Source organism: Brevibacterium picturae, from assembly GCF_900105045.1.
GTDB lineage: Bacteria > Actinomycetota > Actinomycetes > Actinomycetales > Brevibacteriaceae > Brevibacterium > Brevibacterium picturae.
On record NZ_LT629739.1, the window covers coordinates 3,061,545 to 3,081,113 of the forward strand.

A 19,569-nucleotide genomic window follows, 5' to 3' on the forward strand; every position below is an offset into this window, starting at 1 on the left:
TGCTTCCTTGAAGCTAGTTAATAGTTACAATCGACAGATCACCGAAACCTCTGCAAAGGACCAGGCGAGTGACCAATCAGCGAAAAGCAACCGACCGTTTCATCAGCAAAGGAAGAGAACTGGTGAAGCCAGCTGTCCATGGCATCGCTCGTCGTGCGCTTCCGGTTGTGGAACGTGCGTCCGGCACAAAGTACGTTCGTGAGCGCAACGCTGGTGACACGAAGAAACAGCCGAAGTCGAAAGCCGGCGCCAAGAAGATCGCGGCCGACACAGCGCGGTCCTATCTGAGCCTGGCCTCTCTGCTGAACGGCCGCACTGACAACACTGTCGATGGACAGACCGTTGCGCCGGCGAAGGCAGAAGTGGACGCAAAGACTCGTCAACTGGCTCGTCTGCAGGCGGATTCGTTACTGGCTGAGGGCTTGATCAGCGGATCCTCCCTTGGAGAATCCATGGTCGAAGCGGGACGTGCCATGATTGAGGCACAGCTGCACGGTGAGGTGGTGTCTATCGGGCTGAACTTGCGGCAGCGCCCCGAGCACGAACAGATCGGTCGTATTCTCCTGGGCATGGCATACCATCGCTCATCGGATCCGGACATCGCCTGGGCAGAATTCGAGCGAGTCAACGATCGGGAGCTCATCACATCCGCCGCAGCGGAATACTATCCGACCGCCATCGACACACTCGGCAACCGGGCGCTGCCACTCATCGAACGGTCGAATGAGTCGGGTGACACAGAGCGGTGGAGCTCCAAGGCAGTGTTGCGCACCGCTGAATCGGCTTTCTGCATTGATGCGTTCGACCACGTCCGCACCATCATTGAGGGCCGTCTCGCCTGGGGCGTCGACAAGCTCGACCCCAAGGTGCACTACGAGCTCACACGCATGCTTGACTGGCTCCCAGGCGGGGTCCATCTGCAGCCGCTTCCGACGACGGCTGGTAAGCGCAATTTCGGTGTCCTCAGCTACGATCAGCCCGGCATTCGCTCGCGCAATATCGGGGATTACATCCAGACGATTGCCTCGATTGGACACCTGCTGAGGTATGAGAATCTGAGGTTCACAGGAGACAGCGGCCTCACCGCACTCTTCGCGAAACTTCGTGAGTCGGTTAAGCCGGAACGCAAATATTCGGGCCCCGATGCTGAGCTCAATCTGGTTGAGGTTTACCGCGATGGAAACGTCTACCAAGACATTCCCGAGGACACGTGGTACGTCGCGTTCGGATGGTACATGCACGACATCTTCGGCAAGACGTTCAACATCCCGTTCCACCCCAATCTGCGTCCGATCCTCCTTTCCGTGTTCGTGCGATTCCCCGAGATGCTGACCCCTGAAGCCGTTGAATACCTGAAGAAGTACGGGCCGGTGGGATGCCGCGACTGGCAGTCGGTGGCAGTGCTGCGTGCGGTCGGAGTTCCGGCGTTCTTCTCCGGATGTCTGACCACCACCATCGACACACTCTTCCCTGCACCAGAACCCGATCGTCGCTCAGGAACGCTGCGCATTGACTGGCTGAAGGGCGGGAAAGGGCCCTCGAAGAAGCAGACGGTCACCGCAATCCGGGACAAAACGTTCCCAGAGAACCTCGAATTGGCACGGAGCTGGGTTGCCGATTACGCATACAAGTACTCGCGGGTGCTCACATCTCGTCTGCACGCCAACCTGCCGGCGCGGTCAGTCGGTGCCGAGGTCGAATTCGAGCCCAAGAACAAGTCCGATTCGCGCTTCGGGGGACTGTACGGAATCAATGACGTTGAGTTCGACGCCATCCGTGACGGAATCCTCGACAAACTCTCCATGTTGATTCCTCTCATAGCCTCAGATGCTCCAGAGGATGAGATCTATGCGAAGTGGGTTGACATCACCCAAGACGAAATGCGGATCGCTGACGAATATCTCGCCGCCGCGCACTTGCCCGACGCGACACGTTCGGACATCGACTTGACGCTCGATGAGGTCGAACAGCCCCGTCCGGAGACCGGGACGACGGATGTGTACTTGACGGTGAACAAGGGCGAAGAGCGCCAAGTCTCGACCACCGCGAAGTCTATTGACGACCAGGCAACAGGTCGGTATCGGCTGTGGGTGGCGTCCGGTATTCTTACAGCCGATCGGGTCGCCGAGATCCGGGCCGAACTCTCCAAGGGGACTCTCCACGTCCTTGATCCGGTGTCATACCCGGGCATCAAGGATTCGGAGGGACTGGTGCAGGCGCTTCTGCCTGCACTGTTCAGCAATCATGAGCGCCTTATCGTTCTCCCCGCTGGGGCTGAAGTCTCGGCAAACATTGCAGAGCTATCTGACATCGACCTCGGTGAGACCCTTCTGGGTGCGAAGAGAGACGTGAGGAAGGGCCGGACCAGCGGCTTGACGCTGATGCGAAGGATCGCCAGCTCGTTCAACGAGGACCATGTCGGGGCACTGGACTTCGTGTTCGCAAGCCACAGCACCCTGAAACAGGATTTCGTGCTGTTCGATCCACAGATCTCGGTTCTCAATCTTGACCAATTGCGAGGTGAAGCGGCCGTGGAGCGAGTGGTCGGCTTGCTGAAGACGGTCGGCATCAACTACGTCGACTCACTTCAGATCGCCGTGGGCGGACGATACACCGACCTTGACGACGAATGGAATGTCCGGGCGCAGTGGGAGACCGCCGACAGCCCGAAGATCGTGAACTGGCGGCGTCAGGCTCGTCACTACGGCCAGATGGCGTTGCAATCCTAAGACCGAGTCGCATGCTGGCCTGCCGCAACCCGGAGCTGAGAGAGGACACCAACAGTGAGTCTGATCGCTCGACTGTCTCGTGGAGTGACTGAAAGCAGTCGGGCAACGCCCGACCGCACGATGCCCACCGGAACCGAAGGGGTCCATGTCTACAACGCCACTTGGGGCATTCCGCAATCGATGGGTGGGATGACGACGGCGGCGCTGCGTCGTATACGCAGTTTTCAGCGGTTCGGTCGGCCGCTTTCGCAGACCCTTCTGACATTCAGTCCGCATCTGGACGTGGATGCGATGCGAACTCGTCTCGTCTCCGAAGGACGGATGACTGAGGACGTCGAGCTGTTGAACGTGTGGCACGATCTTCGGGGCAGAACCGACGCCGAACTGGCTGCTCTGGAAGGCGAGGTCCCGATCCACCCGGTTCCGGTGGCTGACGGCTTAGTCGAGAGCATCACCGAATTCTATGACGTGTTTCGCAAGTCCAGCACCGGGCCGATCGTCCGTCGCGATTACCTGCGAAATGATGGGAGCCTTCTGCTGGTCGATGTCAAGGATCCGAAGATCGGGCGTCGATTCGTCCTCCACACGGCAGCGGGAGAACCCATCGCTGAGTGGAGACGACCCCGGGACTTCTACAATGCATGGATCTCTGCGACGGTGAGCAAGGAACCGGCTGTCCTTATCGTTGATGACAAAAAAGTCAGTGAGTTCGTCCATGAGATCTCGCAGAGGAATTTTGCCCTCATTCTCTTCATGCACGGCACACACCTTCGCCACCCGTGGAACGGGCCACATGGGCAGGTCCTTCCTCGCCGAGTGGAGACCATGCGAAACTTCGACCGATTCGACGTTGTGGGAGTCCAGACACAGCAGCAGGCAGAGGCGATCACTGCGACGGGCATCCCAGGGGACAACGTCAGGTTCCTCACGGGTGAACTGCCATCTGGGTCTGTTCTCTCCGAAGCTCCGACGGATCGCTCGACAAACAGCGGCGTGATGATTGCCAATCTCATCCCACTCAAACGCGTAGACCATCCGATTCGAGCAGTGGCGAAGCTGAGAGATAGGGGAATCGACGTCACTCTCACCGTCCTGGGCGACGGAACAGAACGGCAAGATCTCGAGCAGCTCATCACTGATCTGGACGTCGGAGATCGAGTTGAGCTGCCGGGTTACGTTAACGATGTGCCCGCCAGATTGCAATCTGCCTCGTTCTTCATGTTGACGAGCACCAGCGAAGGACTGCCGCTGTCCATGATGGAGTCTATGGGGGCCGGATGCGTCCCCATCGTCTACGACATCAAATATGGCCCCAGAGACCTCGTAGACCCGGGGAAGAACGGCTTCATCACACCGCGGAACGACATCAACGCCCTTGCCGATCAGATCGAAGAGTTCCTAGCGCTCGACACGGGCGACATCGCATCGATGCGTACCGCTGCAATGACGACTGTTGAACAGTATCTGCCCGAAGCCGGCTACCAACGTTGGAAGACAGTCCTCGAAGAGCTGCGGCCCATGCAATACCTCGACGATGGTCAGCAGAATCCGAGCAGAGCCATCGAAGCGGTAACTCTGAGGGTAGCTCCCACCGAAGCCGGAGCGCGGGTCGAGGTCGAACTGCGCCACGTCCACAGCTCGACAGCCGAAGCTCTGCAGCTTGTCCTCAGCGGACGGAGGCTGAACACGTTCTTCCTGTGCACGAATCCCACAGTCGAACACCGAACATTCGGACGGAGGACGGTACTCGCCTTCGACGTGGATAACCGCAAATTCTCTGAATCGAGCGATGAGACGTTCGACGTCTACCTGCGGCGACCTCACGACCTGTGGGCTTCAAAACGTAGAATCCGCACTCCAGACGACTTCTTGCCCGAAGGCGCGGGTACACGCGAGTGGTATTCCACGAAGCACGGGAATCTTTCGGTACGCCCCCGGAAGTGACCCGTGTAGCTGTGCTGCCAGGTCCCTGGAGATGTTCAGTGACCTGGCAGTAGGGAGCTCTGACTACTCCTCGTTGGACTCCGCATTGGTGCTTTCGAAATGGAACTTCTTCATTTCAACACTGCGATCAGCGATCAGACCCGCGATTGCCTCGGTGAAGAGGACGGTTGATGTGCCCTTCTCGCCTTCGCCGAAGTAGTGCCGCCGGAGTTCGCGCCGGGCATCGGCAGTCGTGTCGTTGGAGAGCATTTCGTCCAACAGCGCATCGATTCCGTCGATCGTCGAATGGTCGATGATCGGTGTCGCCCGACTGATCGGTGCCTCATCATTGAGCTTTGCTGTGTCATCGCGGCGATCCGTCAGCGCCAACGGCTTCTCAGACTGCAGGTAGAGGAAGTCGAGTCCGACGCTTGATATGTCGGTGATAAGCAGATCAACCGTGTCGAACATCGCGAGGATTTCGCCTTGCATGAGGATCTGATGCTGCTGGGACTCGTCCGTGATCGTCTCATTGGCGTCCTCGATGAGTTCGATGATTCGCGCGTTCGCCTCCGCCATTGCCGGATCATTGGACGCTTCGACACGAGGATGGGGCTTATAGATGAGCCGGGTCCCATTGACCTTGAGTGCAGCTGCGACGATCTGAGGACCGAAGAGATCGACCGAGGTGTAATTGTTCGCGTCGTTCTCGCCCTCCCACGTCGGCGCATACATGATGGTCTTGACCTCGGAGGGTTCCAGTTCGGTAGGTCTGTCGATGTCTAGTTGGGGCCGACCGACTTTGACCAGAGCCGACTCGTCGAAATCGATCAATGACCTGCGGTAGCGATTGATGGCAGCATCTCCGGCGACGAAGACTCTGTCGTAGGATTTCGCCTGATTTGAAACCATGCTCAGCTTGTCCGACTCGCCATGGTTGACGTGAACGTGGACCATCGGCGCGAAGCCCAGGGACTGGAAGTTCGTCATTCCGTTGTTCACATACAGCGCGAGTTTGAAGTCGTTGGCGTGGTAGAACGTGTGAAGAGGATCGAATTTGCGCTTGAGCACCATTGGCAGGCGAGTGAGCTCACGCGCCTGCAGGAGTGCTGATCCCTTGCGCAGCACGAGCACCACCTTGTGCGTCCTATGAAGCTCTTCGAGAACAGGGATCCACTGTTTGAGTTGGTAGAACTTCGACTTGCGGTCTCCGAAGTAGACGACCACATCGGCCTTGACGTAGCTGCCGTCGAACTCGTCTTCGAGTTGGTTCCACCGCTCCGTTCCTCTGATCCATTTGCTGGTCTTCTTCCAAGCAGACGACCGCACAGCCTTCAGAGCTGTTGTACGGATCAGATTCTTCACAGTATGCCTTTCACCAGTGGAACGGGCTTCTCACATCAGCCGCTGAAACATTGCCATCCCCAATGCTACGGCCAAAAATCTAGACCGACTGGTTGTCCGTTGTGAAGTTGATCAGTGCTGGTTAGGCTGATCGAATGGAAGGCTTGGCGCAGCGCTTGATCAGACGGTTATCCGGGCGGCGTCGGTTCGACCCGTCGAACAGCCTTGGCTCGCGGGTTCGACCGCAGGTGCAGCCCGAAGGCGAGTTCCCAGTGAAAGGGTTTCCGGACGGGCGCTACTTCGCTAATTTGGGCGAACTCGCCAAGAACTACGGCGGCACCTCGAGTGTGGTATTTCACAGGAGCAAGACATTCGTCGAGCAGACTGGACATCCGGTCGATATCCTCACCTTCGGCCACCTGCGTGACTACGATTCGCTGACGGAGGAGATGCTCGCCGACGGTCGATTCGTCCCGGGGATGCGATTTCGCAATATGTGGGCAGAGCTCTCAGTCATGCATCCTGCCGAGGCTGGGACCGTGCGAAGGGAGTGCCCCGACTTTTCGCCGTTGGACGATTCGACCGCAAGCGAAGTCGTCCGGGGCCGAGGCGTCCCGCTGCGGAAATTTCGAAAGCGCGGTTCGACGGTCAATCTGCAGATCGACATGTGCCGGGCTGACGGGTCGGTGATCGTTTCGGACCGTAGGGACTTGACCACCAGCACGGGAAAATCGCGTCATTCCCTCATCCTGTGTGACACCAAGAGTCGGCCGGTGAAGGAATTCGGATCCATTGTGGAATTGCGCAATTACTGGTTGGACTCAGTCGTCGGTGATGACCTGGCTTTTCTCTTCTCGGATACATTCGGCATAGCCGGCTTCACCCACCAGTACAAGAGAAACAACGTTGTCCTGGTCCAAACCTTCCACAACAACCATCTGCGGCACGGTACGAAGGGACAGATCGGCTACACACAGGATCGGTACCTGCCGTTTCTTGACAATATCGACGATTTCGACGCGACGGTCGTCTTGACGACAAGGCAGAAACACGATCTGGACGCGCTGATGGGACCGTCCCCTCAACGATGGGTAGTTCCGAATTCTCGCACCGTTGGCGGTTCGGACGGAGGCAGTCGGGATCGAACTCGCGGCATGTGCGTCGGACGTCTCGTCGCTGGCAAGCAGATCGACCACGCCATTCACGCAGTGGTCGCCGCCAACGAACGTCTCGAAGCCCCGATTCACTTAGATATCTATGGCGAAGGCACAGCCAGGAGCGCCATCGAACAGACAATCGCCGATATCGGCACCACAGATATCAGCCTGATCGGTCACGACCCCACGGCAGCCGACCGGTTCGCATCAGCCTCATTCTCTCTGCTCACCAGCAGGTCTGAGGCAATGCCTCTCGTCCTGGCCGAGAGCATGAGCCGAGGTTGTATTCCCATTGCCTACGACATCGCCTATGGACCCGGCGAGATCATCACCGATGGCATCGATGGATTCCTGGTGGAGCCGGATGACGTTGCGGCCCTTACAGACACCATCGTCAAGCTGCAGACCATGGACGACGCCGACTTGGAGTCGTTGCGGAGAGCGGCCAGGAAACGCGCCCACGACTTCTCAGATGCGGCTGTGGCAGAGAAATGGGGAGAGGTCCTTCGTGAGACGCTCGCACACAGGCGAGAGCCTGAAGAGCTCGCGGTTTCCGAATGCGAGACTTCGCTCGAAGCCTCCGATCATTCTCTGGTGTTCTCAGCGAGCTTCAACACCAGTCGTTTGGTCCACGCACTCCGCGCACATCTTGTGCTGAGAAGTCGGAGCGAACCCGTGCTGACTCGTCTCGAATGCGCAATCGACTCTGTAGAAGCCGACCGGTACACAGTTTCAACAGTCATTGGGGAGGACAGGATCTCCTGGGTGAACCGAGGAATCATCGACGCGCATTTGGAAGTGCATGATGAATCGGGACGTGCGGCCCGCAGACTCCCCGCACCCTTAAGATTTCGAGACGGTGAGAAAATCAGCTACTCCGACTTCACGGTGTACGCCACCAAGCACGGAAGTCTGAGTTTCAAACACAAGTAGATAGTCAACGCTTAACAAGACGCCCTCGAGCCATCTGTCGAGCACGTCAATGCCTCCCTCAAGGCTCTGGAGGCGGTACCCTGAGTAGTTGAATGACGCCAGGCCGTCGCTGTCCGATGCTTTCTACCAGATGGAGTCCTGCGCAGGTGCAGACAATACCCACCCTTCCCTCGCAGGCCACTCAGCCACCCAATACTGATCCCCGTCGATCTCAAAAAGGCTCGGGATTCCGCAAGGATATTCAAGGGCTGCGTGCGATCGCTGTCGGAATCGTCGTTCTCTATCATCTTTGGCCGAATCGACTCCCCGGTGGTTTCATCGGCGTCGATGTGTTCCTGGTCATCTCCGGTTATCTCATCACCACGCACCTGATCAGCAGACCACCTCGAACCATCTCCGATGTGGTCGATTTCTGGGGACGACGTATCCGCAGGCTCTTGCCGGCTTCACTCCTCGTGCTGGCGACGACTGGAGTCGCGACCTTCTTCTTCGCGCCAGAATCGATCTGGGCGGATACAGGTAGGCAGCTGCTCACCTCGGCGTTCTATGTCGTCAATTGGGAGTTCGCGAGTTCCAGCGTCGACTATCTCGAATCAAACAATGCGCCGTCTCCAGTGCAACATTTTTGGTCGCTGTCGGTGGAAGAGCAGTTCTATTTCGTGTGGCCGGTGATCATCGGTCTTGCTGTGGCCTTCGGGCTGGCGCTCAGACGAGTCCATACGGTAGTCGCCTCTACTGTGGTGCTCATCTTCGTAGCCTCTCTGATCTTCTCCGTGTGGTACACCGGTGTGCAGCCGGCCGCTGCTTACTTCATCACGCCGACCCGGATGTGGGAACTCGCCGCTGGCGGTCTGGTCGCCTTGTTCGTGACCTATCTCAGACCAGGCAGGCATCGATGGAGCTCGGTACTGGCCTGGGTGGGAGTCGTCGGGATTATTCTCGGCAGCTTCTTCATCACTCCGGATATGCCGTTCCCCGGAATCATTGCAATGGTGCCCGTCGCGTCGACAATGCTGATCATCGTCGCCGACTGTCGCGGTCCGCGTTCACCACTGCCGTTGCTATCTTTGCGACCTGCTCAGTTCCTTGGAAACATCTCCTATTCCGTGTACCTATGGCATTGGCCGCTCATCGTCCTCGTGCCTTATGTGTCGGACAACCTGGGCCGCTTGGACAAGGCTCTCATCATCGTGGTTGCCGTTCTCTTGGCCTGGGCATCGACGGAAATGGTGGAGAAGCGATTCCGCGCCGGTCCGTGGCTGCGTACTCGGGTACGGACTTTCGGACTCGCTGCTGTAGGCATGGTGCTCGTCGGTGGTCTGGGTCTCAGCCAGATGTGGGCGTCTCAGGCAATTATCGACGAAGGCACCGATACGCTCCAGAGTGCGCTGGCAGACCCCCAGATCTGCGTTGGAGCTGAGGCCCTTGACCCGGCAGCAGCGGGAAAGCCGGGCTGCAGCGAAGCCGATTCTCTCTTGATGGACCCTGCCGCCGCTGAAACTGACAAGAGCAATGCCTATGCGGATGGATGTTGGTCGAATATTCCTTTCGACAAACGTCCCACTTGTACCTATGGGGACGGCGAAACCCAGGTTGCACTCATCGGGAACTCGCATGCCGGGCATTGGCTTCCGGCGCTCGAAAAGTTAGCAGAGAAGAATGATTGGACCATCACCACATTCCTCATCTCCCGGTGCACAGTCTCTACGGAGTTCCAGTCCTTCGATACGAATGCAAAATCGCAGGCGTGCAGGGACTACACCGATTGGACGATGGAGCAGACTACCTCGGGTAAGTATGACTCCATCGTCACTTCTGAACGACAGTCCGTGCCACTGCGAGATCAGACCTGGGAGGAGACGGAGACCAATGCACCCGGCGGCTACACAGAACCGCTTAAGCAGTGGAGCGACGCCGGCCTGGATATCCTCGTCATCCGTGACACGCCTTTCCCCGGCACTGCGAAGAAGGACATCCCAGATTGCGTAGCCGCGAACGAAGATGATCTCTCACAGTGCGAAGGCACTCCGGAGTCCTGGTATTGGATGGATCCTTTGGCAGAAACGGCGAAATCGATGGAGCGCGACAATATAGCCGTCATCGATCCGCAGGCTTGGGTGTGTCCAGAGGGCACTTGCCGCCCGGCCATCGGGGGAGTGATCACCTATTTCGACGATTCCCACATCACAGCTACTTATGCTCAAACCTTGGCGCCACTGTTGGGTGAGGCAATTGACGGAACCGGGCTTGAAACGCTGAAATGAGTTTTCCACGCCCAGAGCCGTCCACTCGGGAGACGAAGTCTTTGGGTGATTAAGCTGTTGTGTCCTTCGTGCCGAAGACCGCGTCGACGACGCGCATTGCAGCTTGACCATCATCCTCCGGCGCGTATGCGGAGGAGAATTCGGCGGATCGAGCCGACAGTTCAGAAGCAGTCGTATCCAGGGAAGATATTGTCTTCCACAGGTCGCTCTCCGATGTTACGACAGGTCCGGGAAGATCGGCGTTGTAATCGAGATAGAACCCTCTCAAATGGTCTCGATAATTCTCAAGGTCGTAGGCGAAGAAGATGATTGGACGCTCGAGGATTGAATAGTCGAAGAACACTGAGGAATAGTCTGTGATGAGAGCGTCACTGGCCAAATAGAGTTCGTTGATGTCATCGTAAGCGGATACATCACGGACCGCTTCGGAGAGATGGTCAGGGATCGTAATTCGGCTGGTGACGACGACGTGCATCCGGAGGAGGAGGACGTATTCTTCGCCGAATTCGGCGGCAAAGCGCTCCAGGTCGAATGGAAGAGCAAAACCGAATCTGTTTCCGGAGATGTTCTGGTCGTCACGGAAGGTCGGTGCGTACAGCAAGACCTTTTTCCCCTCGGGCAGATCCAGTTTCCGTCGAACAGATTCGCCGACCTTGTGCATATCTGAGTTGTTGAGTATGTCGTTGCGAGGGTAGCCGGCCTCGATGACCTCTGCGCTGTGCCGGAACGCAGTAGAGAATGCAGAGGTTGCATAGGGTGATGGCGACAGCAGGTGAGACCACTGTTGGCCGGCCTGAGTCACTCGGTCGAGGTAACCAGCACCGCGACCTTCGATGTGTTCAAGGTCGTGCTGCATCTTCTTCAGCGGTGTGCCGTGCCATGTCTGAAGATATACACCGCCCTTGCGGCGGGTGATGTAGTAAGGAAAGTTCTGGTTGTTGACCCAGTATTTCGCCCGAGCGAGATACCAGAAGTACTGCGGCGACAGGCGCTTGACGACAAACGTGTGAGCGTCTGCTGTGGGAAGCTTGCCGTTGTATACCCAGATCTTGGTGCGTGTGTCACCGCGCCGGATGAGCTCCTCATAAATAGCTCGGGGGCTGTCGGAGTACTGCTTGCCCAAGCCGGATTCGAAGACGATGAGGTCCTCTTGGATCGGCAGCTTCTTGGCAGCAGAAAACAGCCGTTTCATGTTTGGGAAATAGTGCTTGCTTCTGCGCAGCCGCTTCTGCAGAAGCTGGACGGGCTCCGAATGAGCGACCTTATCGAGGGAAGCCCGCTTGGTAGCATTCCGGATCGCGCGAACGATCCGCTCCCTGTTGTTCTGGTCGCGAAACGCGTAGAGACTGTCAGCGCGGTCAAAGAATTCGTCGAACGATTCAGTGCCGTCTGCCAGCAGGCTCTCCAAGCTTCTGAGCAGTGAACCGCGAGTCAGACTTACTCGACCGGGGAGTTCACGGTCCAGATCGAAATGGGAACCTGACTTTCCGAAGAAACGCGACCGATCGAACTGGAAATAGAGGAGTGGCTTGTGCAGAAAGCTGAAATCCAGGCCAGCGCTCGAATAGTCTGTGATCATCATGCCGCTCTCCTTGATCAGAGATTGGACACTGACTTCGCCCTGAACGAAGATGCGAACGGGAGTATCGGCAAACTCACTGATGTGCTTGCGCATGTTCGGGTGCAGGCCGAAGATGACGTCAAGATTGAATTTTTCGCATAGTTCCGCGAACTCAGGGCTGCTGAGGAAGCCGTGCCACTCCTGGAAGAAGCGAGTCTCGGTAAAGGAATCGGTCGAGGTCAGCCAGTCTCTCCAAGTCGGGAGAATCAGTACCTGATTCGACTGAACTTCGACGTCATCGTCGAAGAGCGAATCGAAGCGAGAGAGGCCGGTGACTTCGACCTCGTGCGGCGAGTAGCCGAAGTCATCGACAATCATCACCTTCTCCCGCTCAGAACTCGTCAGGAACAGATCAGTAGAAAATCCGGGCGCCGACTTTCCATACGTCGGCGGCATCCACTTCATGCCCATCACCCCGTGCTGCAAGAAAACTTCCAACCCTTTGCAGGCTTCGATGAAGCTCCTACGTCTGGTCGGGTAGATGTATTCCGGGTGATGAGAGCCGATGATCCTGCTGGCCGCAAGAGAAAGCAGAACGTGTTCTTGGGATCGGTGCCGGACGACATGGTCTTCATATCCGGCCAAGTTGGCCAACTCCGGCGACTTGAGGTCGATGACGTATCGGGCATCGATCTCGGGGTGGTTATCGACTAGATACTTGAATAGAGTCAGTCCCGTATCTTGTGCTTTGAACGGCATCTCCCCGACGAGCCAGACAGGGCGGTCAGTATAGGCTCCGTGGGCGGCGCGCCGGAGTCGTCGAGGATTTTCGATGGCCTTGTCGATCAGCGCGAGTGCCCTACTTTCGAAGTACTCCACTTGAAACGAAACGTTCTTCACCTTCATGGTGAAATATGGAACGACGGACACAGCGGTGTTGCCGACGGCCACGGTCCCCGGCTTGGCGCTGCGCCGCACCAAATATCGGTTCTTGCCTACCCTGGCACGGTGCCGCTCGGGGGAGCCGCCGACGTCGGCGGAAAGCCACGCATCGAAGATATCGTCCGCAGCGCCGTCTAGTTCAAGGAATTTCGACAGAGGAGCTTGACTCTCGAATTTGTATTGATTGAGCCCGTACTTGTGCTCGGTGCCTTCGGCGTCGAAGACCAACCGTGCAGGGATTGAGATGATCTGCCCGGTTGCTCGAGCGCTCAGCTGCAGTTGCAAATCGCTGATTGACGTATGCCGAGTGTAGATCCGCCCCTTAATCTGCAGACGCCGTGTATCTCCCACGGTGAGCGCATCGACATGGACTCGCATATACGGACGCAGAGGATAGTTCACTGCAATCGCGATGTTGCCCTTCTTCGTGACATAAGGGGTCAGCTGATTATCGCCGATGCTGACCGAAGTCAGTGCCGAAAGCTGAGTGTGCTGGAAGCGTCCCAGTGGGACTAGCCCTTGAACGAGTTCTCCCTGAGTGCTTAGGTTCGTGGCATCGATGTCGGTGTCCTTATCAGTCACCGATTCGACTGCAAGGAGCCTGTCGGCCAGTTCTCGAGACGTGAGGGGAATTGATTCTGACGGTCCCTCTATCTCAAGGTATAGCGACAGTTTCAGTCCAGATTCGGTCCCAATGGAATTGATCAAGTACTGAAATTGAGAATCTTCGAGATCAACGACGAACGACGCTTCGTTCTGTACGCGGCTATGTATGGCGGCGGGCAATCGGTTCCACGAGCCGCCGCCACAGTAGATCAACACATTGGTTGCCAAGACATCACGGTCGAGCGCGAGGTCAAACGTGAGGAGCGAGCCCTGCTGAACCACGCGAAGAGACCGCTTAAGACCAACTCCGGGCGCATTTTCGAGGTTCTGAGCTCCACTGAACGGAGAGAAGCGCTTCTGCGGATTTGTGCTCACCGTCGAGGTCAGAGCTCCTTGTGGATCAGTGTCTGGGCTATTGGAACCGGTTCGGGCGAGACTGCCCGGGGACAGTCTACTCAGCCGAGTTGGCTCAAGCACGCTTGTGCTGAACCGGACCCGAACTGACCAGGTGGTGAACTGGCGGGGAGGGGTGGGCATGCGGGGGAGAGGCAGGTAGTCAGGGATCCATGTGAACCGCTGGTAAAATACTTCTGAAGTCAGAATGAAATCACAGAATGAATCAAAATTGGTCGAGGAATCGCGATTGCTCGTGATGTGGCAAAGTTGCCGGAATCCCCAGCATGCTCGGTAAGTACAGAATAAAGAGGTATGGATTGTCCATGACGAAATTCGCGGGACAGTTTTCCGCACGGTTGCGTGGTGTCGCGGGCGTCGACAGAACTGTTCGCCGACGCGTATACGACAGTCTTCCAGTCCGAGCGCGTGCGGTGGTGCGTCGCGTGATCGAGCGGGACCCCTTGTTCCCACGTCAGCCGCACACAATCTCCGTCATCGTTCCTATCTACAACGTCGAGGAATATTTGCACGAATGTCTGCGGTCTATTACCAATCAGACGTATACGAATCTTCAGATCATCATTGTTGATGACGGGTCAACAGATGGGTCGTCGGCAATTGCCGAGCGCTTCGAGAAAACCGATAGTCGAGTCAGGCTCATCTCCCAGGCGAATGCCGGCCTGGGCGCCGCGCGCAATACGGGATTGAGAGCGGCTACAGGTGACTTCGTCGTATTCTCGGACTCGGACGACCTGGTGCCTCCCAATGCATACAACGTCATGATTCAGACCTTGCTTCAGTCAGGATCCGATTTCGTTGTGGGGTCGTATTGGCGAATGACTGAACTTCGTCAGTACGTGCCCAAATGGGTGAAAGACGCTCATTCTGAACCGATCATCGGTGCAAACAGCAGTGACTTTCTGTTGGGTCTGGCCAATGTGTTCGCGTGGAACAAGATGTTTCGTGCAGACTTCATCGAACAGACCGGGCTCGTGTTTCCAGAAGGAATTCGATACGAGGATCAGCTTCCCATCACGAGGGCCTACCTCAGTGCACGAGCCTTCGATGTCATCCCGGACAAAGTTTATAAGTGGAGAATCCGGTTCGACGGAAGCTCGATCACTCAGAACAAGGGGTCCTATGAGGATGTTTCCGACCGTGCCGAAGTAATAACGTCAGTCTACGAATACGTGAACAACCATGCGGATGCCGAGTTCCGTGAATATTGGATTGCGAAGGTCCTGGGAATGGACCTCATTCCCTATATTTCCGAGTCGCTTCATGCTGAGACGGACTACCGGAATCGTATACATTACCTGATCGGTCTGCTTGAACCGCATGTCACGGACGAGGTCCTGTCGAAGATCAAGGTCCGAGCTCGTTGCGCCCTGTACGCGTTCAAGCACGGCAGCCCTGAAGAGCTCGGTCATGTCATGTTGACCAATGGTGAAATCGGCCCCCACCTGCCAACGGAAGTTCGTGAGGATGGCGAGCTTTACTTTTCGCCGGATTATCCTGAAGTGGTCAGCCTCGAGTTTCCAGCCGATTGCCTCCGACTGAATCGCGACGAACTGAGCGTAGAGCACGCCATCAACCGATTACGGTGGAAGGATGGCCGCCTGGTGGTCGACGGGTGGGCCTTCTTCCGGAATGTGAATCTGGCAGATGTCGACGGGCCGAAGGTCCAGGTCTATTTGGAATCGGATGCCAACAGTCGGAGATTGGACCTCAACGTCGCGCCGGGATCGGGCTTTGTCTCGCGGTCTGTCAGATCAAAGTGGCCGAATTATGACCGTTCAGCCTTCAGCGCAGATGTGGAGGTCGCTGAAATCGTTCGCGTCGGCTCCGAACGCGATGTGCTGCGGCTTTATATCTCCATCGAGCAGCTGGGAATGGTTGAGACCATCATGGTCACTAAGCTGATAGCCAACGGATCTGCTGGCAGACTAGAAACGGTGACCACCGACGGGGGGACGATTATTCGGCCGTCCTTATCCAAAAATTTGGGGCTCAAGTTCTCTCTGTCCGAAGCTGAAACAGTGGTGGATCGCATTCGACCCAAAGACAACGCCATCGACGTCTCAGTGCGAACCAGCCTGGGAAAGACCGCTGTTCTCAGCGGGATGGATCTCCGTGCACTGCAGAAGAAGCAGAAAAGGCTGAAGGGGTCACAGCCGTTACGACGGAGACAGGCTACGTTCTCTGTCTCTTCCTCACCTATCGCGATACGTACGTTGCCACAGAAAGGCAGTCTGCGACTGCAGAATGCGAGAATGGGCAGTCAGCTCTATGTCTCCGAATCTGCTTTGCCAGAGGACGCAGTGTTCGCCGGCGGAAAAGGCGTTCGCCGAAACCGCCGCTCCGCTCTCGAAGTGTTGCGACGGGGACTGGTCGGATATATCGACAGTGTCTCGCTCAATGGTCTTGAACTTGTCGTTCGTGGAAGTGCCCTGATCGGCGACCAAGGCGAAGTCGAAATGGAGCTGAAGTCTAATCGCATGACTGTGACAGCAGAGTCTGTTGAGTTTGCCGAACACCAGTTCACAGCACGATTCACCCTCCAAGCAGACGAGTTCGGCCAGTCGCGAAATCTTCCGTACGGCGGGTACTTGATGACGATGAGGCAGGGGAGGAGCTCCCTCGCGTTGTTGCCCGGACGGTCTCTCGGCGGTGAACTGCCTTTGGATGCAGCAGGGGATCACTTCCGACTGCGGCTGACCAAGACACGACGTGGCGCTCTGTGGCTGTCGTTCGGTTTTGCTTCGACCGATGAGGAAACCGGCAGCCTCAATCAAGCAGAGCTGCAACGCTGGCATCGCGAAGGAGATTTCGAACCGCTGCCTGATTCGGTCTTCTTCCAGTCCTATCTCGGTGAGCAGGCCACCGACTCCGCACTGGCGATTCACCAAGAGCTGCGTAGGCGGAGACCAGAGATGAAGCTCTATTGGGGAGTGAACGACGATTCCGTTCAACTGCCAGATGGCGCTATCCCCGTCGTCATGTACACGACGGAATGGTACGAGATTCTGTCACGAGCGGAATACCTGGTCAACAACATCTACTTTTTCTCGTGGTTCAGCAAAAGGCCGTTTCAGACCTACCTGCAGACCTGGCATGGGACTCCGTTGAAGAAGATCGGGCGGTCATACTGGGAGGACCGCAACCGAGAGCCCGTCTGGATCGAGCGAATGGACCGTCAGGCCGCCCAATGGGACTACCTGGTGTCTCCCAACGCCTTCTGCACGGCGAAATTCTCCGAGGAATTCAGATACACAGGGCAGATTCTAGAAGTCGGCTATCCGAGAAATGATGCGTTGCGTGCGCCAGATGGCCAGGTTCGCGAGACGACAAAAGCGGTGCTGGGAATTCCGGCATCCAAAAAAGTTGTCCTCTATGCACCTACATGGAGAGACAGCCAGTCGGCAAAGGCGTGGGTGGCCAATATGGTGACCTTCATCGACCTGCAGCGCCTATCACAAGAGCTGGGCAATGACTACGTCATTCTGGTGCGCGGGCATGGGCACAATGCGCGAGCGGGTTCCACTGTCGGCAGCGAGGGGAACGTGATCGATGTGACGTACTATCCGGAGATCAACGACCTTTACCTCATCGCAGACCTTGCAATCACCGACTATTCGTCGGTCATGTTTGATTTTGCCGTAACTCGTAAACCCATGCTCTTCTTCGTGCCAGACCTTGAAGTGTATGCGGAAGGGGTGCGCGGATTCTATTTGGACTATGAATCGACGGTGCCAGGGCCGATCGTTCGCGATGCGGACCGAATTGCCGGCGAGATCCAGAAGCTGATGTTGCCTGGCTGGTCGCCTTCTGATCGTTATCGGTCTTTCCTGCAGGAGTTCTGCATCAATGAGGACGGCTACGCAGCTCAACGAGTGGTCGATCAGGTGTGGGGCTGAGCGGAAGGACTGTTTTTCTGATGGTCAAATATTTCTCTCTGCTCGACAACGTACGAGTTAATCATGGCGGAATGACGAAGGCGAGCTTCCGCCGAGGAAAAGCGTTGAACGAGGAAGCACGAATTGCCACAACAATTCTCACTTTCAATGATGAGCCGAACTACGCGTCGATCATTCGTAAAGTGCGAGAGGCACCTGACCTAGGAAACGCTGAGGTGGAGAACTTCTACTGCTCATTGGCGAATCCGGCAACGGTGAAGGCGATACGTCTTGTCACAGGAAAGGATACTGACACAGTCCGAACTGACCACCCACGAGGCCCCTCCGCCTCGGCGCATGTAGGCGAAGCATATACTGCGGACAGTTCAGCAACCGACGGGGGGCAGCAACGTACCTACTTTGACCCATCCGGGCGCCCCTATCTCGTAGTTGACGATTCCAATTCTCATACGGGCAAGCCTCTCGTGACTCTGCTATCGCGTGGATTGACGAAACGCATTGTCTTTCAAGGCCCGATGTATCGATTGAAGCATCTGTGGCTAGATACTCTCATCGGTGACAGTCAAGCCATGCTGACGTTCGACGACAACCGAGTCGCACGAACTTTCAAAGATTATGTTCGGCCTGGGGTGGGGAAGATCTTCGTTCAGCATGTCAATCATCTGGAAGGTGGGCGACACGACAATGTCCGGGGCCCTCTTCGCAAGTCATACAGGGACGTGTTCCGTGCATTGGGGAATTTCGATGCGATAGTCACGCTGTCGAGCCGACAAGAAACGCAAGTCGTGAGCAGGCTCAATCCCAGTTGCTGGGTGGTCACGATTCCAAACGTGAACTACCCGCCCACGCTAACTGAAGCGACCGCCGAGCGTATTCCACGAAAAGGTGTAGTAGTGACTCGGCATGCTCCGGAAAAACAAGTCATAGACACCGTTAAGGCATTTGCGCTTGCTCACAACCGAAATGAAGCGGATAGTCTCACCGTTATCGGTGGCCCACAGGACAATGAGAGCTATCGTCAAGTGAAGCAATTTGTTGAGAGCGAGGGGCTCAGCCAGATAGTCGAATTCGAGGGTCATCAGAACGCAGCGGAGGTCCGGTTCAGCGAGGGCGGTTTCACAATTCTGTCTAGCAAATATGAAGGTTTCGGACTCGTGTTGCTGGAAGCAATGGGCCGTGGCGCAATTCCGGTCAGTTACGACGTACCTTACGGGCCAAAATCTATAATCTCGAATGAAGAAGACGGGTTCCTGGTTCCCAAAGGAGATATCGATGCCCTTGCCACAGGTATAGGTCGTGCCGCCTCTCTGGCTGTCGACGACCCGATGCGAGTCGCTGCTCGAGAGAAGTCGAGCAAGTTTAGCCCAGCCCGAGTCGCGGAACAGTGGACAGACTTGTACGACGCAATCAGCACGAGATTTCGTACTCTTGAGAAGCTACGCAACCTTGTACCAGCAGCTGTAGGGTATCGACTCTCCCGAGACGGGGCTGTGATGACGGTGCGAATCGATGCCGACCTGCATGACAAAATTGACGTTCAGCTTCGGCTTGAGTCATTTGATTCATTGCTGCACACAGATTTTCCGGCTACAGGTAGCGCTGAGGCACCGAACATTTATGAGTTCAGAATTGGGAAGGATGCTAAACCGGATGCGGTGAACGAGCCTGTCGGACTCTGGCTCCTCCTGCAACAGGATGGATCGTCAACAAGGCACAGACTTGAATGGCCCGATGATTGGCCTCAATTGTTCATGACTCGAACCCCCTACGGGAATATGAATGTTTAAGGGTAGGTGT

General features: G+C 56.6%; 8 protein-coding genes. 6 read left to right on the plus strand and 2 right to left on the minus strand.

Going from position 1 to position 19,569, the window contains the following annotated elements; all coding sequences use genetic code 11:
* The first annotated feature begins 122 nt into the window (after positions 1-122).
* Together BLT92_RS14055 and BLT92_RS14060 are read left to right on the plus strand one after the other, a co-directional pair.
* On the plus strand, positions 123-2,729 hold the full coding sequence (locus BLT92_RS14055) for a glycosyltransferase family protein (RefSeq protein WP_157691452.1): 2,607 nt from the start codon (positions 123-125) through the stop codon (positions 2,727-2,729).
* Between the two features lie 321 nt (positions 2,730-3,050).
* A complete protein-coding gene (locus tag BLT92_RS14060) occupies positions 3,051-4,673 on the plus strand; it encodes a glycosyltransferase (RefSeq protein WP_157691453.1) in 1,623 nt (540 codons plus the stop codon).
* Positions 4,674-4,736: 63 nt separating this feature from the next.
* Here the strand turns inward: BLT92_RS14060 and BLT92_RS14065 are convergent, their stop codons facing one another.
* Positions 4,737-6,017: a CDP-glycerol glycerophosphotransferase family protein gene (locus BLT92_RS14065; protein ID WP_231938841.1), complete on the minus strand. Its 1,281-nt coding sequence runs from the start codon at positions 6,015-6,017 to the stop codon at positions 4,737-4,739.
* 251 nt (positions 6,018-6,268) lie between these two features.
* On the opposite strand from BLT92_RS14065, the gene BLT92_RS14070 reads away from it, so the two are divergent.
* Together BLT92_RS14070 and BLT92_RS14075 are read left to right on the plus strand one after the other, a co-directional pair.
* Positions 6,269-8,086 (plus strand): glycosyltransferase, encoded by a 1,818-nt coding sequence (locus BLT92_RS14070; protein ID WP_157691454.1) that lies wholly within the window; start codon positions 6,269-6,271, stop codon positions 8,084-8,086.
* A 146-nt stretch (positions 8,087-8,232) separates the two neighbouring features.
* Positions 8,233-10,350 (plus strand): acyltransferase family protein, encoded by a 2,118-nt coding sequence (locus tag BLT92_RS14075; protein ID WP_157691455.1) that lies wholly within the window; start codon positions 8,233-8,235, stop codon positions 10,348-10,350.
* A 49-nt stretch (positions 10,351-10,399) separates the two neighbouring features.
* Here the strand turns inward: BLT92_RS14075 and BLT92_RS14080 are convergent, their stop codons facing one another.
* The gene (locus tag BLT92_RS14080; protein WP_172802601.1) at positions 10,400-13,834 is read right to left on the minus strand and encodes a CDP-glycerol glycerophosphotransferase family protein; all 3,435 of its coding nucleotides are present in this window, start codon (positions 13,832-13,834) and stop codon (positions 10,400-10,402) included.
* A 344-nt stretch (positions 13,835-14,178) separates the two neighbouring features.
* On the opposite strand from BLT92_RS14080, the gene BLT92_RS14085 reads away from it, so the two are divergent.
* Both BLT92_RS14085 and BLT92_RS14090 read left to right on the plus strand, forming a co-directional pair.
* Positions 14,179-17,772, plus strand: coding sequence for a bifunctional glycosyltransferase/CDP-glycerol:glycerophosphate glycerophosphotransferase (locus BLT92_RS14085; RefSeq protein WP_172802602.1), 3,594 nt, complete (start codon positions 14,179-14,181; stop codon positions 17,770-17,772).
* 20 nt (positions 17,773-17,792) lie between these two features.
* Positions 17,793-19,559, plus strand: a complete 1,767-nt coding sequence (locus BLT92_RS14090; RefSeq protein WP_157691456.1) for a glycosyltransferase — start codon at positions 17,793-17,795, stop codon at positions 19,557-19,559.
* The last annotated feature ends 10 nt before the right edge of the window (positions 19,560-19,569 follow it).